General features: G+C 72.1%; 17 protein-coding genes. 3 read left to right on the top strand and 14 right to left on the bottom strand.

The genetic code is table 11. The features are described 5' to 3' along the window. Window position 1: 1 nt before the first annotated feature. The 12 genes from secD to pgsA form a co-directional block, all read right to left on the bottom strand. Window positions 2-1,804, bottom strand: coding sequence for a protein translocase subunit SecD (gene secD, locus CRV15_RS24510; RefSeq protein WP_009995516.1), 1,803 nt, complete (start codon window positions 1,802-1,804; stop codon window positions 2-4). A gap of 146 nt (window positions 1,805-1,950) precedes the next feature. Further along, window positions 1,951-2,394 (bottom strand): preprotein translocase subunit YajC, encoded by a 444-nt coding sequence (yajC, locus tag CRV15_RS24505; protein ID WP_003956382.1) that lies wholly within the window; start codon window positions 2,392-2,394, stop codon window positions 1,951-1,953. Window positions 2,395-2,557: 163 nt separating this feature from the next. Further along, window positions 2,558-3,655, bottom strand: coding sequence for a Holliday junction branch migration DNA helicase RuvB (ruvB, locus tag CRV15_RS24500; protein ID WP_003956381.1), 1,098 nt, complete (start codon window positions 3,653-3,655; stop codon window positions 2,558-2,560). Between the two features lie 169 nt (window positions 3,656-3,824). After that, window positions 3,825-4,439, bottom strand: coding sequence for a Holliday junction branch migration protein RuvA (gene ruvA / locus CRV15_RS24495; RefSeq protein WP_003959761.1), 615 nt, complete (start codon window positions 4,437-4,439; stop codon window positions 3,825-3,827). After that, entirely contained in the window at window positions 4,436-5,041 is a 606-nt protein-coding gene (gene ruvC, locus CRV15_RS24490) for a crossover junction endodeoxyribonuclease RuvC (RefSeq protein ID WP_029182850.1), read from the bottom strand. Before ruvC ends, ruvA begins: the two co-directional genes overlap by 4 nt. 143 nt (window positions 5,042-5,184) lie before the next feature. Then, window positions 5,185-5,934 carry a YebC/PmpR family DNA-binding transcriptional regulator gene (locus tag CRV15_RS24485; RefSeq protein ID WP_003956377.1) on the bottom strand — a complete coding sequence of 250 codons (750 nt, stop codon included), beginning with the start codon at window positions 5,932-5,934 and terminating at the stop codon, window positions 5,185-5,187. Window positions 5,935-6,006: 72 nt separating this feature from the next. Further along, the gene (gene pdxT, locus CRV15_RS24480) at window positions 6,007-6,585 is read right to left on the bottom strand and encodes a pyridoxal 5'-phosphate synthase glutaminase subunit PdxT (protein ID WP_174391371.1); all 579 of its coding nucleotides are present in this window, start codon (window positions 6,583-6,585) and stop codon (window positions 6,007-6,009) included. Window positions 6,586-6,599: 14 nt separating this feature from the next. Next, entirely contained in the window at window positions 6,600-7,523 is a 924-nt protein-coding gene (pdxS, locus tag CRV15_RS24475; protein WP_003956375.1) for a pyridoxal 5'-phosphate synthase lyase subunit PdxS, read from the bottom strand. 190 nt (window positions 7,524-7,713) lie between these two features. Continuing rightward, window positions 7,714-8,259, bottom strand: coding sequence for a LemA family protein (locus tag CRV15_RS24470; RefSeq protein WP_003959764.1), 546 nt, complete (start codon window positions 8,257-8,259; stop codon window positions 7,714-7,716). Between the two features lie 92 nt (window positions 8,260-8,351). Continuing rightward, entirely contained in the window at window positions 8,352-9,515 is a 1,164-nt protein-coding gene (locus CRV15_RS24465) for a glycosyltransferase family 4 protein (protein WP_003956373.1), read from the bottom strand. Continuing rightward, window positions 9,512-10,558, bottom strand: a complete 1,047-nt coding sequence (locus CRV15_RS24460) for a phosphatidylinositol mannoside acyltransferase (protein WP_003956371.1) — start codon at window positions 10,556-10,558, stop codon at window positions 9,512-9,514. The genes CRV15_RS24465 and CRV15_RS24460 overlap by 4 nt, the downstream gene beginning before the upstream one ends. Next, window positions 10,558-11,223 carry a phosphatidylinositol phosphate synthase gene (gene pgsA / locus CRV15_RS24455; protein WP_009995522.1) on the bottom strand — a complete coding sequence of 222 codons (666 nt, stop codon included), beginning with the start codon at window positions 11,221-11,223 and terminating at the stop codon, window positions 10,558-10,560. The genes CRV15_RS24460 and pgsA overlap by 1 nt, the downstream gene beginning before the upstream one ends. A gap of 533 nt (window positions 11,224-11,756) precedes the next feature. Between pgsA and CRV15_RS24450 the strand changes: the two genes are divergently transcribed. Then, complete coding sequence (locus CRV15_RS24450; protein WP_003956369.1) at window positions 11,757-13,964, top strand: elongation factor G-like protein EF-G2; 2,208 nt, start codon at window positions 11,757-11,759, stop codon at window positions 13,962-13,964. Window positions 13,965-14,290: 326 nt separating this feature from the next. Continuing rightward, a complete protein-coding gene (locus CRV15_RS24440; RefSeq protein WP_003956366.1) occupies window positions 14,291-15,946 on the top strand; it encodes a hypothetical protein in 1,656 nt (551 codons plus the stop codon). Between the two features lie 223 nt (window positions 15,947-16,169). Here the strand turns inward: CRV15_RS24440 and CRV15_RS24435 are convergent, their stop codons facing one another. Continuing rightward, complete coding sequence (locus CRV15_RS24435) at window positions 16,170-16,730, bottom strand: HIT family protein (protein WP_003956364.1); 561 nt, start codon at window positions 16,728-16,730, stop codon at window positions 16,170-16,172. Window positions 16,731-16,796: 66 nt separating this feature from the next. On the opposite strand from CRV15_RS24435, the gene CRV15_RS24430 reads away from it, so the two are divergent. Then, window positions 16,797-17,504, top strand: coding sequence for a potassium channel family protein (locus tag CRV15_RS24430; protein WP_009995524.1), 708 nt, complete (start codon window positions 16,797-16,799; stop codon window positions 17,502-17,504). Window positions 17,505-17,538: 34 nt separating this feature from the next. On the opposite strand, the gene thrS is transcribed toward CRV15_RS24430, so the two are convergent. Next, window positions 17,539-19,515: a threonine--tRNA ligase gene (gene thrS, locus CRV15_RS24425; protein ID WP_003956363.1), complete on the bottom strand. Its 1,977-nt coding sequence runs from the start codon at window positions 19,513-19,515 to the stop codon at window positions 17,539-17,541. Between the last annotated feature and the right edge of the window lie 209 nt (window positions 19,516-19,724).

Here is a 19,724-nt window from a genome sequence, read left to right as displayed (position 1 = left end):
CTCACGCCTCCTTCAGGTCGGTGGTGACGACGGTGGTACGGCGCGAGCGGCGCAGCGGGGGCTCGACCCCGAGCCGCTTCGGGTCCAGTCCGGACCACGGGTGACCGCCGCCGAAGAACTTCGACCGGGCGGCCAGGGTCATCAGCGGCTTGGTGAAGAAGAACACCACGACCACGTCGAGCAGGGTGGTCAGACCCAGGGTGAAGGCGAAGCCCTGGACCTTGCCGACGGTGACGATGAAGAGCACCGCGGCGGCGAGGAACGACACGAAGTCGGAGACCAGGATGGTGCGCCGGGCGCGCGGCCAGGCACGCTCGACGGCCGGACGCAGGGTGCGGCCCTCGCGGACCTCGTCCCGGATCCGTTCGAAGTAGACGATGAACGAGTCCGCCGTGATACCGATGGCGACGATCGCGCCACAGACCGCGGGCAGGTTCAGCGCGAAGCCGATGGCCGGGCCGAGCAGCGACATCAGGACATAGGTCAGGGCCGCCGAGACCAGGAGGCTCAGGATCGCGATGGCCGCGAGACCCCGGTAGTAGGCCACCAGGTAGATGATGACCAGGGCGAGACCGATGGCACCGGCGATCAGACCGGCGCGGAGCTGCTCACCGCCGAGCGCGGCGCTGACGGTGGTGACGCTCTCCTCCTGGAAGGTGAGCGGCAGGGCTCCGTAGGAGAGCATGTTGCCCAGCTCCTGGGCGGACTTCTGGTTGAAGCTGCCGGAGATCTCGGCGTTGGCGGTCAGCGTCTGGTTGACCTGCGGGGCCGAGACGACCTCGCCGTCGAGGACGATCGCGAACTGGTTCGCGGGCGACTGCTGCTGCGAGAGCTTGCTGGTGATCTTCTGGAACTTCTTCGACCCCTTGTCGGTGAAGTCCATGGTGACGATCCAGATACCGCGGTTCTGGTCGAACTGGCCCTTGGCGTCGTCGACGTCCTTGCCGTCCACCTCGGCCGGGCCGAGGAGGTACTTCTCCCACTGGCCCGCGCTGTTCTTGCCGCAGGAGACCATGGGGTTCTCGGGACGGGCGCTCTCGGTGACGGCGGCGCGCGCCTTCTGGTCCTCGCAGTTCAGCGTGGCGAAGGCGGTCTGGAGCGCGGCCACGTCGCCCGTCGGCGCCGGATCCGGCGTCTTCGCAGCGTCCTTGCCGTCCTTGCCGTCCTTGGCGCCCTCGGCGGGCTTGCCGGGCTCGGAGGCGCCGGGCGAGGGGTCCTTCAGGGCGTCGGTGACAGCACGGCCCTGCGGGGTGCTGCCGCCCGGCTGCGCGCTGGTGCCGGTGCTCGCCGACGGGGACGCCTTGTCGCCGTCCTTGGCGTCCTTGGCGTCCTTGCCCTCGGCGGGCTTGCCGGACTCGGAGGCGCCGGGAGTGGGCTGCTGCGGCACGGGGGCACCCGCGGCCACCTGGAGCACGGGCCGGAAGTAGAGCTGGGCGGTGGTACCGACCTGCCTACGGGCCTGCTCCGAGTCGGTTCCCTTGGGGATGTTGACGATGATGTGCGAGCGGCCCTGGGTCTGGACCTCGGCCTCCGAGACACCGAGACCGTTGACACGGCGTTCGAGAATGCCGACCGCCGTGTTCATGTTGGTCTCGTTGACCGCGCTCTCCTTGCCGGGCTCAGCCTTGGCCTTGAGCGTGATCGTCGTACCGCCCGCGAGGTCGATGCCCAGACGCGGCGTGGTGTCGCCCGTGGCGAACATCCCACCGGTCAGCGCGACCAAGGCGATCAGGATCAGTACCAGGGTGCGCCCCGGCTTCCCCTGACCCCCCGCGGGCCTTCGGCCCCTCTTCGGTGCTGCCACCTTCTCGTTTCTCCCTGTCCAACCGCTCCGCACCGGGTGTGCTCCCGAGCGGCCACGAAGTCTTGTGGGGACCTGCCCCCGCAGAAGTCAACACGACCAGGGGAGCGCGCGGCGCCACGCGGGTGCCGCGCGCTCCCCGGACCTGGCTACTTCTCGCCCTCGGTCCTGTCCTTGGGCTCGTCCCCGCCGGCGTCCTTCGCCTCGTCCCCCTCGGGCTTCTTGCCCAGGTCGATCTTGGAGGCGTCCGGCTCAGCGTCGGTCAGCGAGGAGAGGTCGTCGGGGACGACCGGGGTCTCCTCGCCGGGCTCGTCGCCGTGGACGATGCGGTTGTACTCCTCGTCGTCCAGCACCGCGCCGATGGAGTTCTTCGCGTACATCGCGTGGACGCCCGGGGCGACCTCAAGGAGGACCGTGTCGTCGTGGACCTCCTTGACCGTGGCGTACATACCGCCGATGGTGCGGACTCCGGAACCCGGCTGCATCGAGTTGCGCATGTCCGCCGCCTGCTGCTGCTTCTTCTTGGCGGACCGGGTCATCAGGAACATGAGCCCGATGAGCAGAACAAAGGGGAGAAGGGCGACGAGATCCACGGGAAGAGACTTCCTTCACACGACCGCATCACTGGGCGGCCTATCTACGGGGGTGGGCACGCCGACCTGGTAGGTCGGCATCGGCGGAGTCTAAGCGAGTCCGCATCATTGGAACAACGCCCAGCATCCCACCGTGGTTCCCCCGAGGGGAGTGTCCGCGCCGTCACGGGCCGAACAATCCGCCCTGCCCGGCCCGCCCGCCGGGACCCCCCGCGGCCTGCGGCGGCACCAGTCCGAGGTGCGCCCAGGCCGCCGGGGTGGCGATCCGCCCACGCGGGGTCCTGGCCAGCAGTCCCTCCCGTACGAGGAAGGGCTCGGCGACCTCCTCGACCGTTTCCCGCTCCTCCCCCACGGCCACCGCCAGGGTGGAGAGTCCGACGGGGCCGCCCGCGAACAGTTTCAGCAGGGCCTCCAGGACCGCGCGGTCCAGCCGGTCGAGGCCGCGGCTGTCCACCTCGTACACCCGCAGGGCCGCGCAAGCCACCTCACGGGTGATCCGGCCGTCCACCTTGACCTGCGCGTAGTCCCGTACCCGGCGGAGCAGCCGGTTGGCGATCCGGGGGGTGCCGCGGGAGCGTCCGGCGATCTCGGCGGCCCCGTCGGTGTCGATCTCGACGTCGAGCAGCAGCGCCGAGCGGTGGACGACCCGCTGGAGCTCGGCGGGGTCGTAGAACTCCATATGGGCGGTGAAGCCGAAGCGGTCGCGCAGCGGCGGCGGCAGCAGCCCGGCCCGGGTGGTGGCCCCGACCAGGGTGAAGGGCGGCAGCTCCAGGGGGATGGCGGTGGCCCCGGGGCCCTTGCCGACGATCACGTCGACCCGGAAGTCCTCCATGGCCATGTAGAGCATCTCCTCGGCGGGCCGGGACATCCGGTGGATCTCGTCGAGGAAGAGCACCTCGCCCTCCTGGAGGGAGGAGAGGATCGCGGCGAGATCGCCCGCGTGCTGGATGGCGGGGCCCGAGGTGATCCGGATCGGGGCCTGCATCTCGGCGGCGATGATCATCGACAGGGTGGTCTTGCCCAGCCCGGGGGCGCCGGAGAGCAGGACGTGGTCGGCGGTCGCCCCCCGGGCGCGGGCGGCCCTCAGCACCAGGTCGAGCTGTTCCCGTACGCGCTCCTGGCCGACGAACTCGTCCAGCGACTTCGGGCGGAGCGCCGCCTCGACGGCCTGGTCCTCCCCGTCGGCGAAGGAGCCGACGAGCCGTCCGCCGGGAGCGGTGGGGGCGTCGTCGGGGCCGGTGGTGCTGTCGTCCCAGTTCACTGCGTGTGTGCCTCATGGGGTCGGGCGGCAGGGCCGCGGGGCGGTCGGCGGGCGCGGGTCCCGGGGCACCCCTGGGCGGGGAGCGCGGGGCGTCCTCGCGCGGGACCCGCCGTGGGGAGCGGGCCGGAGCGCGGCGGCCCGGCCCGGCCCGGACGGCGGGCCCCGGGGGTCACCGGGTGCGGTTGAGGGTCTGGAGGGCCGCCTTGAGCAACACGCCCACCTGCGGGGCCGCCCCGGCGGCCGCGGCCTGCGGGGTGACGGCGGCCACGGCCTCGTCGGCCTCGCGGCCCGCGTAGCCGAGACCGATCAGCGCGGCGTGGAGCTGGTCGCTCCAGGAGGCGGGGGCCGCCGCGGCCCCGCGCCGGGCGCCGGGCACCCCGGTGGGCTCGCCGAGCCGGTCCTTCAGTTCGAGCAGCAGCTTCTGGGCGCCCTTCTTGCCGATGCCGGGGACGGCGGTGAGGGCCCGCTCGTCGCCGCCCGCGACGGCCGTGCGCAGCGCGTCGGGGCTGTGCACGGCGAGCATCGCCTGGGCCAGCCGGGGGCCGACCCCGCTGGCCGTCTGGAGCAGCTCGAACACCTGGCGCTCGTCGTCGTCGGCGAAGCCGTAGAGGGTGAGGGAGTCCTCCCGCACGACGAGGGAGGTCGCGAGCCGGGCCTCCTCGCCCACCCGGAGCCCGGCGAGGGTGGCCGGGGTGCAGTGGACGGACATCCCGACCCCGCCGACCGCGACGACGGCGGTGGTGGGGGCGAGGGCGGCGACCTGGCCGCTCACAAAGGCGATCATGCGGTACGGCCTTTCGGTGCGTGCCGGGGGGCTCGGTGCGGCGCCGGGGACGGGCCGCCGGACGCGGCGGGCGGCGGGGTCCGCCGGACGGCGGTGTGGAGGTCGACGGCGCGCTGGAGGCGGCTCTGCGCGGGGGCGCGCCAGATATGGCAGATGGCGAGGGCCAGCGCGTCGGCGGCGTCGGCGGGCCGGGGCGGGGCGTCGAGCCGCAGCAGCCGGGTGACCATCGCCCCGACCTGCGCCTTGTCGGCGCGTCCCGTGCCGGTGACGGCGGCCTTGACCTCGCTGGGGGTGTGCAGCACGACGGGGATGCCCCGGCGGCCGGCGCAGAGCATGGCGACGGCGCTGGCCTGGGCGGTGCCCATCACCGTGCGCACATTGTGCTGGCTGAAGACCCGCTCGACGGCGACGCGTTCGGGCCGGTATTCGTCGAGCCACCGCTCCAGACCCTGCTCGATGGCGACGAGTCTGCCGGCCAGGTCGGCGTCCGGGCTGCTGCGGACGACGCCCACCCCGAGCATGGCGAGCGGACGGCCCGCCTCCCCCTCGACGACACCGACGCCGCACCGGGTCAGCCCCGGGTCCACCCCGAGCACCCTCACCATCGCCCCCCTGGGTTCGATCGCCTGTTTGTGCAGGCTATCCGGTGCCACTGACAACGCCGGTCAGCGACGCCCGGCACGGCGACGGACCGACGGGAAGTCCCGTCGGCCCGTTCCGCGGTCTCGGACAGGTCGGCCCGAGGTCAGCCCAGGGAGGCCATGATCTCGTCGGAGACGTCGAAGTTGGCGAAGACGTTCTGGACGTCGTCGCTGTCCTCCAGCGCGTCGATCAGCTTGAAGATCTTGCGCGCGCCCTCCTCGTCCAGCTGGACCTGCATGGTCGGGACGAAGTTGGCCTCGGCGGAGTCGTAGTCGATGCCCTCGGCCTGGAGCGCGGTGCGCACCGTGACCAGGTCGGTGGCCTCGCTCAGCACCTCGAAGGACTCACCGAGGTCGTTGACCTCCTCGGCGCCCGCGTCCAGGACCGCGCCCAGGACGTCGTCCTCGGTCAGCTCGCCCTTGGGGACGATGATGACGCCCTTGCGGTGGAAGAGGTACGAGACCGAGCCCGGGTCGGCCATCGAGCCGCCGTTGCGGGTCATGGCGACCCGGACGTCGGAGGCGGCGCGGTTGCGGTTGTCGGTCAGACACTCGATGAGGACGGCGACACCGTTCGGCCCGTAACCCTCGTACATGATCGTCTCGTAGTCGGCGCCGCCGGCCTCCAGGCCCGCGCCGCGCTTGAGCGCCGAGTCGATGTTCTTGTTCGGGACCGACTGCTTCTTCGCCTTCTGGACGGCGTCGAACAGGGTCGGGTTGCCGTCGATGTCGGCGCCGCCCATGCGGGCCGCGACCTCGATGTTCTTGATCAGCTTCGCGAAGAGCTTGCCACGCTTGGCGTCGATCACGGCCTTCTTGTGCTTCGTCGTAGCCCATTTAGAGTGGCCGGACATCTGCCTGTCTCCTTCGCGTTACCCACTGCTGCCTGCTGCACGGTGTTCGCCAGAGATCCTACCGGGATCGGGTCACCCCGCGTCGCGCACCATCTCGGTGAAGAGCCGGTGCACCCGGTGATCGCCGGTCAGCTCGGGGTGGAACGAGGTCGCGAGCGCGTTTCCCTGCCGCACGGCGACGACATGGCCGCCGTGCTGGGCCAGGATCCGCACGTCGGCGCCGGTGGACTCCACCCACGGGGCGCGGATGAAGACGCCCTCGACGGGGCCGCCGTCGACGCCCGTCAGCTCGACGGCCGCCTCGAAGGACTCGTTCTGCCGCCCGAAGGCGTTACGGCGGACGATCATGTCGATGCCGCCGATGGTCTCCTGGTCCGAGCGGGGGTCGAGGATCTTGTCGGCGAGCATGATCAGACCGGCGCAGGTGCCGTAGACGGGCATCCCGGCGCGGACCCGCTCGCGCAGCGGCTCCATCATCCCGAAGAGATGGGCCAGCTTGGACATCGTGGTGGACTCCCCGCCGGGGATCACCAGGCCGTCGACCCCGGCCAGTTCCTCGGGCCGCCGGACCGGCCCGGCCGCGGCGCCCGCCGCGGCCAGGGCCGTCAGATGCTCCCGTACGTCGCCCTGGAGGGCCAGGACGCCGATCATCGGCTCGCGGCCCACTACCAGCCCCGGTTGGCGTAGCGCTCGCCCTCGGGGAGGGTGTCGCAGTTGATGCCGACCATGGCCTCGCCGAGGTTGCGGGAGGCGTCCGCGATGATCTTCGGGTCGTCGTAGAAGGTGGTGGCCTTGACGATGGCGGCGGCGCGCTTGGCCGGGTCGCCGGACTTGAAGATGCCGGAGCCGACGAAGACGCCCTCGGCGCCGAGCTGGCGCATCAGCGCGGCGTCGGCGGGGGTGGCCACACCGCCGGCCGAGAAGAGGACCACCGGCAGCTTGCCCAGCTCGGCGACCTCCTTGACCAGCTCGTAGGGGGCGCGCAGCTCCTTGGCCGCCGCGTACAGCTCATGGCTGTCGTAGCCGCGGAGCCGGGCGATCTCGTTCTTGATCTGCCGCAGGTGGCGCACGGCCTCGACGACGTTGCCGGTGCCCGCCTCGCCCTTGGAGCGGATCATGGCCGCGCCCTCGGCGATCCGGCGCAGGGCCTCGCCGAGGTTGGTGGCGCCGCAGACGAAGGGGGTGGTGAAGGTCCACTTGTCGGAGTGGTTGACCTCGTCGGCGGGGGTCAGCACCTCGGACTCGTCGATGTAGTCGACACCGAGGGACTGGAGCACCTGGGCCTCGACGAAGTGGCCGATGCGGGACTTGGCCATGACGGGGATGGAGACCGCCTCGATGATCTCCTCGATCATGTTGGGGTCGGACATCCGGGCCACGCCGCCGTCCTTGCGGATGTCGGCGGGCACCCGCTCCAGGGCCATGACGGCGACCGCGCCCGCGTCCTCGGCGATCTTCGCCTGCTCGGCGTCGACCACGTCCATGATGACGCCGCCCTTGAGCTGCTCGGCCATGCCGCGCTTGACGCGGGCGGTGCCGGTGGCCGGGGACTCGGCGGTCGGGGAGGGGGTGGGGAGCGTGCTGGACACGGTGGACCTCACTGGGGTGACGGCGGATGGGATGCGTCCGGCGCGAGGGGTCGCGATGCGGTGCGTGAACGATGCAACCTCCGCGGACCAGTCCACAGCAAGGGCCAATGGGTAGGCGGTGGATCGTTTTGCCCGGGTCTCCGGACCCGGGAGCCCGGGAGCCCGGGGCGGCTCAGGTGCCCGGGGCGGCTCAGGTGACGGAACGGTCCGCGAGCGCCCGCGGCGGCTCGTCGTCCATCTCGAAGGCGAGCGGGAACGGGGCGTGCCCGGCCAGCCGGAACCAGCGGACCGTGCGATGGCGGCGCAGCGCCCGGGCCGCGCGCACGGCGTCGTTGTGGAAGCGGCGGGCCATGGGGACCCGGCGGGCCGCGCGGGCCAGTTCACCGGCGGCGTCCTCGCCGCCCGGCACCTCGCGGACGGCCTCGACCTGGGCGGACTCGGCGAAGACGGCGCGCAGCGCGGCGCTCAGCTCGCTCTCGGCGACCTCGCGCTGCTCCTCCTGCGCCTGCCGGGCCGCGTGGGCCGCCTCGTACAGCACGATCGACGCCGCCGGGTCGAGCACCCCGGACGTGGCCACCTCCTGGGTCACCGAGGCGCGCCGCAGCAACTGGGCGTCGAGCGCGGCGCGGGCGGCGTCGATCCGGGTGTGGAGCCGGTCGAGGCGCCCGGCGGTCCAACTGAGGTACATACCGAAGGCGAGGACGGCCACAAGGAGCCAGATGAGCGTTGCGGTCACGGTCCGTAAGGCTACCGGTCGGTCGGTGACGGGCCGCGACCCTGCCGGGCCCCCGGACCGGACCGGCGCGCCCGGCTACCGGGCCGGTGCGCTCACTGGTGCCGGGCGAGGCCGAGGCGGGCGCGGAGCGTGGGGCGGTCGTCGGTGGCGACCGACGAGGCGCCGTCGGTGACGGTCTCGTACACGGCGAGGATGTCCGCGCCCACGGTGGACCAGTCGAAGCGGCGCACATGGGCGCTGCCCCGGCGGCGCAGCCCGGCCCGGCGCCCGGGGTCGGCGAGCAGGGTGAGCGCCGCCGCCGCGAGCGCGTCGGCGTCCTCGTTGGCGAACAGCTCGCCCGCCGCGCCCCGGTCCAGGACCTGGGCGAAGGCGTCGAGGTCGCTGGCGAGGACGGGCGCGCCCGCCGACATCGCCTCGACGAGGATGATGCCGAAGCTCTCGCCGCCGGTGTTGGGCGCCACATACAGGTCGACGCTGCGCAGCAGCCGGGCCTTGTCCTCGTCGCTGACCATGCCCAGGAACTCGACGTTCCGCCGCATCTCCCGGGGGAGCTGGGCGACGGCCTCCTCCTCGTCGCCGCGCCCGGCCACCAGCAGCCGGGTCCCCGGCCGGGCGGCGAGGATCGCGGGGAGGGCCCGCATCAGCACCGGCAGCCCCTTGCGGGGCTCGTCGATCCGGCCGATGAAGCCGATCGTGCCGCCCTGCCACTCGCTCCGGGGCTCGGCCCGCTCGAAGAAGCCGACGTCGACACCGTTGGGGATCACGACCGCGTCGCCGCCGAGGTGCTCCACCAGGGTGCGCCGGGCGTACTCGCTGACCGCGATCCGGGCGCTGATCTTCTCCAGCGCGGGCTGGAGGATGGGATAGGCGGCGATCATGGCCCGGGAGCGGGGGTTGGAGGTGTGGAACGTGGCCACGATCGGGCCCTGCGCGGCCCAGCAGGCGAGCAGCCCCAGCGAGGGGGAGGTCGGCTCGTGGATGTGGATGACGTCGAAGGTGCCCTCGTGCAGCCAGCGCCGGACGCGGGCGGCGGAGAGGAAGCCGAAGTTGAGCCGGGCCACCGAGCCGTTGTAGGGGACGGGCACGGCGCGGCCCGCGGAGACCACGAAGGGGGGCAGCGGGGTGTCGTCGTCGGCGGGGGCGAGGACGGAGACCTCGTGGCCGAGGCGGATGAGGTGGTCGGCGAGGTCCCTGATGTGGAACTGTACACCGCCGGGTACGTCCCAGGAGTACGGGCAGACGATGCCGATCTTCATGTGCGGGCCCCTCCGGCCTCTTCCGCCCCTCGGGCCCCTGTTGCGCCCGGGGTTTCTCCGGCGCCCCCGGTGCCCGGGTCCTGTGCCGCTCCCCCGGTACCGCCGGCCGCTGCGGCTTCGATGCCGCCAGCCGCTCCTCCCGGCCCCTGTGCCTCCCGGGGCTCCAGGTCCGCGAGCCACAGCCGTTGCAGCATGTGCCAGTCCTCGGGGTGGGCGGCCACCCCGGTGGCGTACACGTCCGCGAGCCGCTGGGTCATGACGGCCGTCCGCTCGGCGCGGGTCCCCCCGCCGGGCACCTCGACGGGCGGGTGGATACGCCCGTACAGCATCGGCTCCTCGCCGTACCAGAGGGTGACGGGCAGCAGCAGCGCGCCGGTCTGCTGGGCGAGCAGCGCGGGCCCGGCGGGCATCCGGGCGCGTTCGCCGAAGTAGGTGACCTCCACGCCGGTCGCCGACAGATCGCGGTCGGCGACCAGGGCGACCAGCCCGCCGGAGCGCAGCCGCCGGGCGAGGGCCCCGAAGGCCGCGCCGCCCGAGTGCGGCAGCACCTCCATGCCCAGACTCTCGCGGTAGGCCACGAACCTGTCGTACAGCGACTCGGGCCGCAGCCGTTCCGCGACGGTGGTGAAGGGGATGTCCAGGGCCCGGGTGACCCAGGCCCCGGCCAGGTCCCAGTTGGCCAGGTGCGGCAGGGCCAGGACCACTCCCCGGCCGGCGGCGAGGCCGTCCGTCAGATGGTGGGAGTCCTCGATGACCACGCTCTCCCGGATGCGCGCGGCGCTCCACACCGGCAGCCGGAAGGACTCCATCCAGTACCGGAGGTAGGAGCGCATCCCGGCGCGGGACAGCTCGGCGAGGCGCTCGGGCCCGGCGTCCGGGACCACCCGGGCGAGGTTGGCCTCCAGTTGGAGCACCCCCCGGCCGCGCCGCTTCCACGCGGTGTCGGCGATGGTCCGCCCCAGCCGTGCGACCACCGGCTCCGGCAGCTTCCCGACCGCGCTCCAGCCCAGTCCGTAGAGGCCGTCGGCCAGGCGGTCGCGCATCACTTCGCCTCGGCCCCGCTCTGGTCCGCGGCGGCGGCGTCCGCCTCGGCGGACTCCCGGCGCACGGTGACGACCCGCTGTCCCAGGGTGACGGCGCTGCCCGCGGCGACCACCCACAGGGCGATCGGCAGCAGCACCTCGACCCCGGGGACACCGAAGGTGGCGAGACCGGAGAGACCGGCCGCGACCAGGGAGATCACCAGTCGCTCGGCGCGCTCCACCAGACCGTTGACGGCGACGGGGAGCCCGATCGACTCGCCCCGGGCCTTGGTGTACGAGACCACCTGGCCGCTCGCCAGACAGAAGATCGAGACCGCGCACAGGACGTTGTTGTCGCCCGTCCCCGCGTACCAGAGCGCGAAGCCGCCGAAGATCGCGCTGTCGGCGACCCGGTCGAGGGTGGAGTCGAGGAACGCCCCCCAGCGGCTGGAGAGGCCCGCCTGCCGGGCCATGTTGCCGTCGATCAGATCGGAGAAGACGAACAGGGTGATGACGATCGTGCCCCAGAAGAACTCTCCCCGGGGGAAGAAGACCAGCGCGCCCGCCATCACCCCGGCCGTTCCGATGAGGGTGACCGCGTCGGGGCTCACGCCACGGCGGAGCAGAAACGCGGCGAACGGGGTGAGGACACGCGTGAAGAATGCACGCGCGTACTTGTTCAGCATGGCCTTCCCGGGGTTCTTCGGGTTCTTCTCGTGATTCGGGTTCTCCCGAATGGGCCGGCCGGCCCATCGGGCGCCCGGCTGGCCCATCGTAGCCAGGACCGGGCCGCCGCACCGCCGGGACCCGGCGCGGCGGCGCCCCCGCGGGCCGTGGAAGGGCCCTTCCGCCCGGTGGCGAGCGGTGCGCGCGGGGGTGTGGCGGCGGCCCGGATACGCCCGTACGGCCGGAACCCGGCGCTCGGCGGCCCCCCGGTGGTGTCCGACGTATGGACGGGCTGTAGCCGGAGTGGAAAGCTCGGAAGACCACCGATGGTCGGTCACTCCGACCACGGGAGCACCATGGCAATCACGGCTCACATGGACAACACGACTGCGGGCGGCGCGTCGGAGCCGCCCCCGGACGCCCTCCGGCGGCCCGCTCCACGGCCCCGCGACCGCGCCCGGGTCCCCACGTCCCCGCGGCCCACATCTCCTCACCGTGCCATCGACGCGCCGCCGTCGATGCGGACGACCGGATCGATCGGGAGGCAAGAACCATGGGCGACAAGGCGAACATCCACCCCGGGGCCGCCGGCAGGGCGCGCGCGGCCGACCGGCCCTCATCCCTGCGGAACGTGGTGCTGGTCGGCCACAGCGGCGCGGGCAAGACGACCCTGACGGAGGCGCTGGCGCTGACCGCGGGCGCGGTCAACCGGGCCGGCCGGGTCGAGGACGGCTCGACGGTCTCCGACCACGACGAGATCGAGCACCGCCAGCAGCGCTCGGTGCAGCTCTCCCTCGTCCCCGTGGAGTGGGAGGGCATCAAGGTCAATCTGCTGGACACCCCCGGCTACGCGGACTTCGTCGGGGAGCTGCGGGCCGGTCTGCGCGCGGCGGACGCGGCGCTCTTCGTCGTCTCGGCCGCCCAGGAGGCCGCGGCGGTCGCGGGCGCCACCCGGGCGGTGTGGGAGGAGTGCGCGGCCGTGGGCATGCCGCGCGCGATCGTCATCACCCACCTGGAGACCGCGCGGACCGGTTTCGACGAGCTGACCCGGGTGTGCGCGGAGATCTTCGGCGGGGACGACCCCGACGCCGTGCTCCCGCTCTATCTGCCGCAGTACGGCGCCGTGGGACCCGACGGCCACGCCCCGGTCACCGGGCTCGCCGGGCTGCTCTCCCGGAAGATCTTCGACTACTCCTCCGGGGAGCGGAAGGAGACCGCCCCCGACGCGGAGCAGGCCGCCGCGCTCGGTGCCGCCCGCGACCGGCTGATCGAGGGGATCATCGCCGAGAGCGAGGACGAGACCCTCATGGACCGCTATCTCGCGGGCGACGAGATCGACTTCGGGATTCTCGTCCAGGATCTGGAGAAGGCGGTGGCCCGCGGCACCTTCCACCCGGTGCTCGCCGCCGCGCCCGCCGCGCCCGGGGCCAAACAGGGACTCGGCACCCTGGAACTCCTGGAGCTGATCACCGGCGGCTTCCCCACCCCGCCGGAGCACCTCTGCCCGGCCGTCACCACCCCCGACGGAGTCCCCCGCCCCCAGCCCGTCTGCGACCCCGACGGCCCGTTGGTGGCCGAGGTCGTCAAGACCGCGTCCGACCCCTATGTGGGCCGGATCTCGCTGGTACGGGTCTTTTCCGGCACCCTGCGCCCCGACGAGACGGTCCATGTCTCCGGGCACGGCCTGGCCGACCGGGGACACGAGGACCACGATGTGGACGAGCGGGTCGGCGCGCTCTCCGTCCCCTTCGGCAAGCACCAGCGCCCGCTGGACCGGGCCATCGCCGGGGACCTCGCCTGTGTGGGCAAACTCTCCCGCGCGGAGACCGGGGACACCCTCTCCGCCAAGGACGACCCGCTGCTGATGGAGCCCTGGAGCATGCCCGACCCGCTGCTGCCGCTGGCGATCCGGGCGCACAGCAAGGCCGACGAGGACCGGCTCTCGCAGGGGCTCTCCCGGCTGGTCGCCGAGGACCCCACCATGCGGCTGGAGCAGAATCAGGCCACCCATCAGGTGGTCCTCTGGTGCCTGGGCGAGGCCCACGCCGATGTGGCGCTGGAGCGGCTGCGCAGCCGGTACGGCGTCCAGATCGACGTGGTCCCCTACCGGGTGCCGCTGCGGGAGACCTTCGGCGGCCCGGCGGGCGGACGCGGGCGGCATGTGAAGCAGTCCGGCGGCCACGGGCAGTTCGCGATCTGCGAGATCGAGGTGGAGCCGCTGCCCACCGGGGCCGGGATCGAGTTCGTCGACAAGGTGGTGGGCGGCGCGGTGCCGCGCGCGTTCATCCCCTCCGTGGAGAAGGGCGTCCGGGCGCAGGCGGCGCGCGGTGTCGTCGCCGGGCACCCGCTGGTGGACGTGCGGGTGACCCTGCTCGACGGCAAGGCGCACTCGGTGGACTCCTCCGACGCCGCCTTCCAGACGGCGGGCGCGCTGGCACTGCGCGAGGCCGCGGCCGAGGCCCCCATCCATCTCCTGGAACCGGTGGCCGAAGTGCGGGTGCTGGTCCCCGACGACTATGTCGGACCGGTGATGAGCGACCTCTCGGGGCGGCGGGGCCGGGTCGTCGGCACCGAGCAGTCCGGCGGCGGACGCACACTGGTACGGGCCGAGGTACCGGAGATCGAGATCAGCCGGTACGCGATCGATCTGCGGTCCCTCTCCCACGGCACCGGGCAGTTCGACCGGGCGTACGCCCGCCATGAGCCGATGCCTCCGCACATCGCCGACAAGGTACGCGAGGAGGGCGCGGGAGCCGCCTGAAGACGGCGGAGGAGGCTGCGGGAGCGGCCTGAAAGGCACGTGGGCGAGAAGGGCGCGGGAGCGTCCGGACCGGTCCCGTCCGCCGGGCGCCGCCCCACCGGGGACGGCGCCCGCACCGCTCCCGTGCCGCTCCCGTACGGCCTCCGCCCGGCATCCCCGCCGCGGACGGACGGAGCGGAACGAGGGTTTTCCGCCCGGCCTGCCAACTCCCGTGACGCGGACGACACACCCCGGATACGCTGAGGTGCCCAGCTCAACAGGTGTGCCGGGCGCGCCAGTCGGGAACAGGCCGTGGAGCGGGAGCGAAGCGGCGATGGGGGCGGTAAGTGACGAGCGACGGTTTCGATTTCAGTCCCGGAGCACAGGTTCCGCTCCTGGGATCGGCCGGACAGACCGCGGCGACGCACGCTCTGGCGTCCGCCGCGTATCGCGACAGCCCGGTCGAGGACATCCTCAAGGCCAACAGCGAGTGGCACAAGTCCGAGGTGAAGAAAGGCAAACTCTCCCTCTTCGAGCCGAATCTGGGCGAGGCGTTCTGCCACGCCGTGAAGGTCCGGATGCTCGGCGGAGCGCGCAGCGCGCTGATCCAGTCCTTCGGCATGGAGCCGCAGACCGTGGTCGAGCACTGTCTGGCCGCGGCCCACATCCGCAAGGAACGCGACACCAAACTCACGCTCATCATGGTCGTCTGCGGGCTGCTCTTCCTGCCCGGGCTGCTGGCCTGGATGGCCGTGTTCCAACTGCGGCGCACCCTCGCCGGGGCGCAGAACAAGCACGCGGGGGTCATCGGCACCGCCCTGCTCTTCGCGATCGGCGGCCTCGCCCTGCTGCTGATGCTCCGGCTGCCGTTCACCGGCTTCTGGGCGTTCTACATCCGCGGGGCGATCGTCGCCCCGGTGGTGGGCTGGCTGCTGGCCCAGCGGATCTGCGAGACCACCGCCAAGGATCTGCGGGCCCGCTGGGACGGCCTCGCGGGCGGCAGCGGCATCGGCGCCAAGGTGCCCGACGCGGTACCCGGCAACCCCCACGACAAGGCGCGCGACACCCTGCGCCAGGGCCTGCACAAGCTGACCGCCGAGCAGCACGCCAACTCCCTCTTCTACGCGGGCCCCAAGGGGATACTGGGCATGGGCACCCGCTGGGGAAGCTGGCAGATGGCGGAGGAGCTGGTGCCCCGTGACCCCGGCAAGGAGATCAACCAGTTCCGTAGCTGGGACGTCATCAGGGCCATCCACGACAAGCTGAAGCTGCTGGAGCGCGGCCCGCTGAACTCGGGCGGCTTCCCCACCCCGTCGGTGAAGCACTGGATCGTCTGCCCGGTCGCGGAGGGAGCGGGCTCGGTCTCCCGGCCCGACGGCCAGGATGTGGAGTCCTTCCAGATCAAGGGCCACGAGATACAGCGCATCTGCAACCACCAGCAGTTCGGCAGCGGCAACCGCCACTACCTGGGGGTCCAGTTCACCCTCTGGGACGGTCAGCTCGTCATCACCATGATGATCACCGTCACGGTGCTCCACGAGACCCTGCGGGTCGAGGTCACCGGGCACGCCCTGGGGCCGGTGCACGGGCTCTTCACCACGAAGTCCTCCCCCAAAACCGTCACAGTGAACAAGACGGTCCGCTTCTGGGAGACCAAGACCCGGACCCTGCCGCTGGTGGACACCAAGGAAGTCGTCCGGCTGATGGTGCGCGCGCCCCTGACCTGGTACCCCCCGCTGCTGGACTTCCTGGGCGGCAAGCTGGCGCTCCCGGAGCCCTTCGGGCTGCGGCACGCCTGGGCGGAGAAGCCCTGGCGGCACCGGTTCATGGCCGACGACGCGCTGCGCGCCGCCGCCCCCGTCCTCCGGGCGGCCCACGCCGCCGCGCTGAAGGTCCTGGAGGACAACGGCGTGGACACCGACCGCTTCGCCGGGCGCTCGATGGCCGTCAGCGGCGGCATCCAGGACCTGGCCCCGAAGAAGGCCGACCTCTACGACGCCTGATGCTGCTTTTTTGGCACCTCCGCCCCGGCTGCACCTCTTCGGCGAGTGAGCCGAAGGGGTGCCGCGGGTGCCGAAAGCGGAGAGCGCGCGGAGGTTCCGAGGAACGAGGAACCGAGCACGGTCGACCGTCGGCGCACGCTTCAGCACCCCGGAGGCGAACCGAGCCACAAAAAAGGGGCGTCCGTCGGCGGACGCTTCAGCGTCCCGGAGGCGAACCGGGCCTTTAAGAGAGCGGCCAGGCGTCGGCGAGCATCGCGCGGGTGTCCGCCAGGAGTTGGGGCAGCACCTTCGTATGGCCGACGACGGGCATGAAATTGGTGTCGCCGCCCCAGCGCGGCACGATGTGCTGGTGCAGATGGGCGGCGATCCCCGCCCCCGCGGCCATTCCCTGGTTCATGCCGATGTTGAACCCGTGCGCGCCGGACGCCGCCCGCAGCGCCGTCATCGCCCGCTTGGTGAAGACGGCCAGCTCCGCCGTCTCGTCCTCGTCCAGTTCCGTGTAGTCGGCGACATGCCGGAACGGGACCACCATCAGATGGCCGCCGTTGTACGGGTAGAGATTGAGCACCGCGTACACGGAGGAGCCGCGCGCGATCACCAGTCCGTCCTCGTCGGACTTGGCGGGAATCGCGCAGAAGGGGCAGCCGTCACCGGCCTCGGGCCCGCTCGGCTTGTTCTCCCCCTGGATATAGGCCATCCGATGGGGTGTCCACAGGCGCTGGAACGCGTCGGGCGTCCCCACTCCGAACTGCTGCTCCGGCTCACTCGTCATGCTGTGCAGCATATGGCGTCCCCCATACGGAACGTGTCGCCGGGGGCGAGCGGGGGCGGGGCCCGCGATGCTGGACGGATGACGGAGGACGGCGGGACGGCGGACGGGGCAGAGCCGGAGAGCCCCGAGTGGCGCTGGCGCGGCCGGGTGGACATCCCGCTGTTCGCGGCGGCGGCCCTCTTCCTGGCCTGTTACGCGACCCTGGTGCTCGGCCAGGGGCTCAGCCAGGGGGTGCGGGATCTGCTGGTGGCGCTGATCTGCGCCGCGTGGGCGTTCTTCGTGGTGGACTACGTGGTGCGCTGGCGGCTCAGCGGCCGGCGGCTGCCCGGTTTCGTCCGCCACCATCCGATGGACACGCTGGTGGTGCTGATGCCGCTGCTGCGACCGCTGCGGATCGTCCAGCTCTACGAGACGATGCGCCATCGCCACACCCGGGCCCGGCTCTCCCTGTACGGACGGGTGATCTCGTACGCGGGGCTCTCGGCGCTGCTGCTGGGCTTCGCGGGGGCGCTCACCGTCTATGACGCGGAACGCGGAGTACCGGGGGCGACGATCCACACCTTCGGGGACTCGGTCTGGTGGGCCTGCTCGACCCTGACGACGGTCGGTTACGGGGACATCACCCCGGTGACCCCACTGGGCCGGACGGTCGCGGTGGCCATGATGGGCGGCGGTATGGCGCTGCTGGGCGCGGTGACCGGCTCGTTCTCGTCCTGGCTGATCCAGACCTTCACCCTGGACCAGGACCGGCAGCGGCCCCCGGGAGGCTTCCCGGGGGCCGGCTGACCGATGGTGCGGACGGGTGTCCCCCGCCCCCGCGTCAGACCTGGACGCGGTCGGCGACGACCTGCTCCAGCTTGGCCAGGGCCGCGTCGCGCGGGATGCCGTTCTCCTGCGAACCGTCGCGGTAGCGGAAGGAGACCGTGCCCGCGTTCATGTCCTCGTCACCGACGATGATCATGAACGGGACCTTCAGCTTCTGGTGGTTGCGGATCTTCTTCTGCATCCGGTCGGACGAGGCGTCGACATCGACCCGCAGCCCGCGCTTCTTCGCCTCGGCGGCGAAGGACTGGAGGTACTCGATGTGGGCGTCGCCGATCGGGATGCCGACCGCCTGCACCGGGGCCAGCCACGGCGGCATGGCACCCGCGTAGTGCTCCAGGAGCACCGCGAAGAACCGCTCGATCGAGCCGAACAGCGCCCGGTGGATCATGACGGGCCGCTGGCGGGAGCCGTCCGGGGCGGTGTACTCCAGGTTGAAGCGCTCGGGCAGGTTGAAGTCGAGCTGGATGGTCGACATCTGCCAGGTACGGCCGATGGCGTCCCGTGCCTGCACCGAGATCTTCGGGCCGTAGAAGGCGGCGCCGCCCGGGTCGGGGGTGAGCGGGAGACCCTGCTTCTCGGCCACCCGGCGCAGGACCTCGGTGGCCTCCTCCCAGGTCTCGTCCGAGCCGACGTACTTCTCCGGGTCCTTGGTGGACAGCTCCAGATAGAAGTCGGTCAGACCGTAGTCCCGGAGCAGATTGAGCACGAAGGTGAGGGTGCGGTCCAGTTCCTCGGCCATCTGCTCACGGGTGCAGTAGATGTGCGCGTCGTCCTGGGTGAAGCCGCGGGCCCGGGTCAGACCGTGCACCACGCCCGACTTCTCGTGCCGGTAGACCGTGCCGAACTCGAACAGCCGCAGCGGCAGCTCGCGGTACGAGCGCCCCCGGGCATCGAAGATCAGGTTGTGCATGGGGCAGTTCATCGGCTTGAGGTAGTAGTCCGTGCCGCCGTCGAGCTGCATGGGGGGGTACATGCCCTCCGCGTACCAGTCCAGGTGGCCGCTCTTCTCGAAGAGCGTGCCCTTGGTGGCGTGCGGGGTGTAGACGAACTCGTACCCCTCCTCCTCGTGCCGCTTGCGCGAGTAGTCCTCCATCACCCGGCGCACGATGCCGCCGCGCGGGTGGAAGACGGCGAGGCCGGAGCCGATCTCGTCCGGGACGGAGAACAGGTCCAGCTCGGAGCCGAGACGGCGGTGGTCGCGCTTCTCGGCCTCGGCGAGGAACTCCAGGTACTGCTTCAGCTCGTCCTTGGTCGGCCAGGCGGTGCCGTAGATCCGCTGGAGCATCGGGTTCTTCTCGCTGCCGCGCCAGTACGCGGCGGCGTTGCGCATCAGCTTGAACGCGGGGATGTTCCGGGTGGAGGGCAGGTGGGGACCGCGGCAGAGGTCCTTCCAGCACAGCTCGCCGGTCTTCGCGTCCAGGTTGTCGTAGATCGTCAGCTCACCGGCGCCGACCTCGACGGCCGCGCCGTCCTCGCTGGACGCGGAGCCCTTGAGGCCGATCAGCTCCAGCTTGTACGGCTCGTCCGCCAGCTCCTCGCGGGCCTCGTCGTCGCCGACGACCCGGCGGGAGAAGCGCTGGCCGCGCTTCTGGATCTCCTGCATCTTCTTCTCGATGGCCTTGAGATCCTCGGGCGTGAACGGCTTCTCCACGTCGAAGTCGTAGTAGAAGCCGTCCTTGACCGGCGGGCCGATGCCCAGCTTGGCCTCGGGGAACAGCTCCTGCACGGCCTGGGCCATGACATGCGCGGTGGAGTGGCGCAGGATGGCGAGACCGTCCTCGGAGGAGATCTCGACGGGCTCGACCTGCTCGCCGTCGCGCACCGTGTACGCGAGGTCCTTCAGCTCCCCCGCGACCCGGGCGGCGACGACGGAGCGCTCACCGGCGAAGAGGTCCGCGGCCGTCGTGCCCGTGGTCACCACGCGCTCTTCCCGCTCGGAATCGCGTTGGATGATCACACGGACGTCTGACACCGGTCTCTCCTGACTGATGGGGGTCGCGCCAGCGGTCACTGCGCGCGTCTGAATCGTACCGAGCCCCGGGGCCGCCCCGCGAAACGGATTCCTCCGGCCCCCGCGCGGCCGGCCGACGGGCCCGCTCCGCACCCCCGGTCCGGGGCGGGCGGCGACGGCGCGCCGGTGGGCGGGTCGAGGCATCCGGCCGGACCGGGTGGACCGGGGGC

Source organism: Streptomyces clavuligerus, assembly GCF_005519465.1.
Classification (GTDB): Bacteria; Actinomycetota; Actinomycetes; order Streptomycetales; family Streptomycetaceae; genus Streptomyces; species Streptomyces clavuligerus.
Note: the sequence above shows the minus strand (reverse complement) of the source record. Positions and strands in the feature narration are given on the sequence as shown.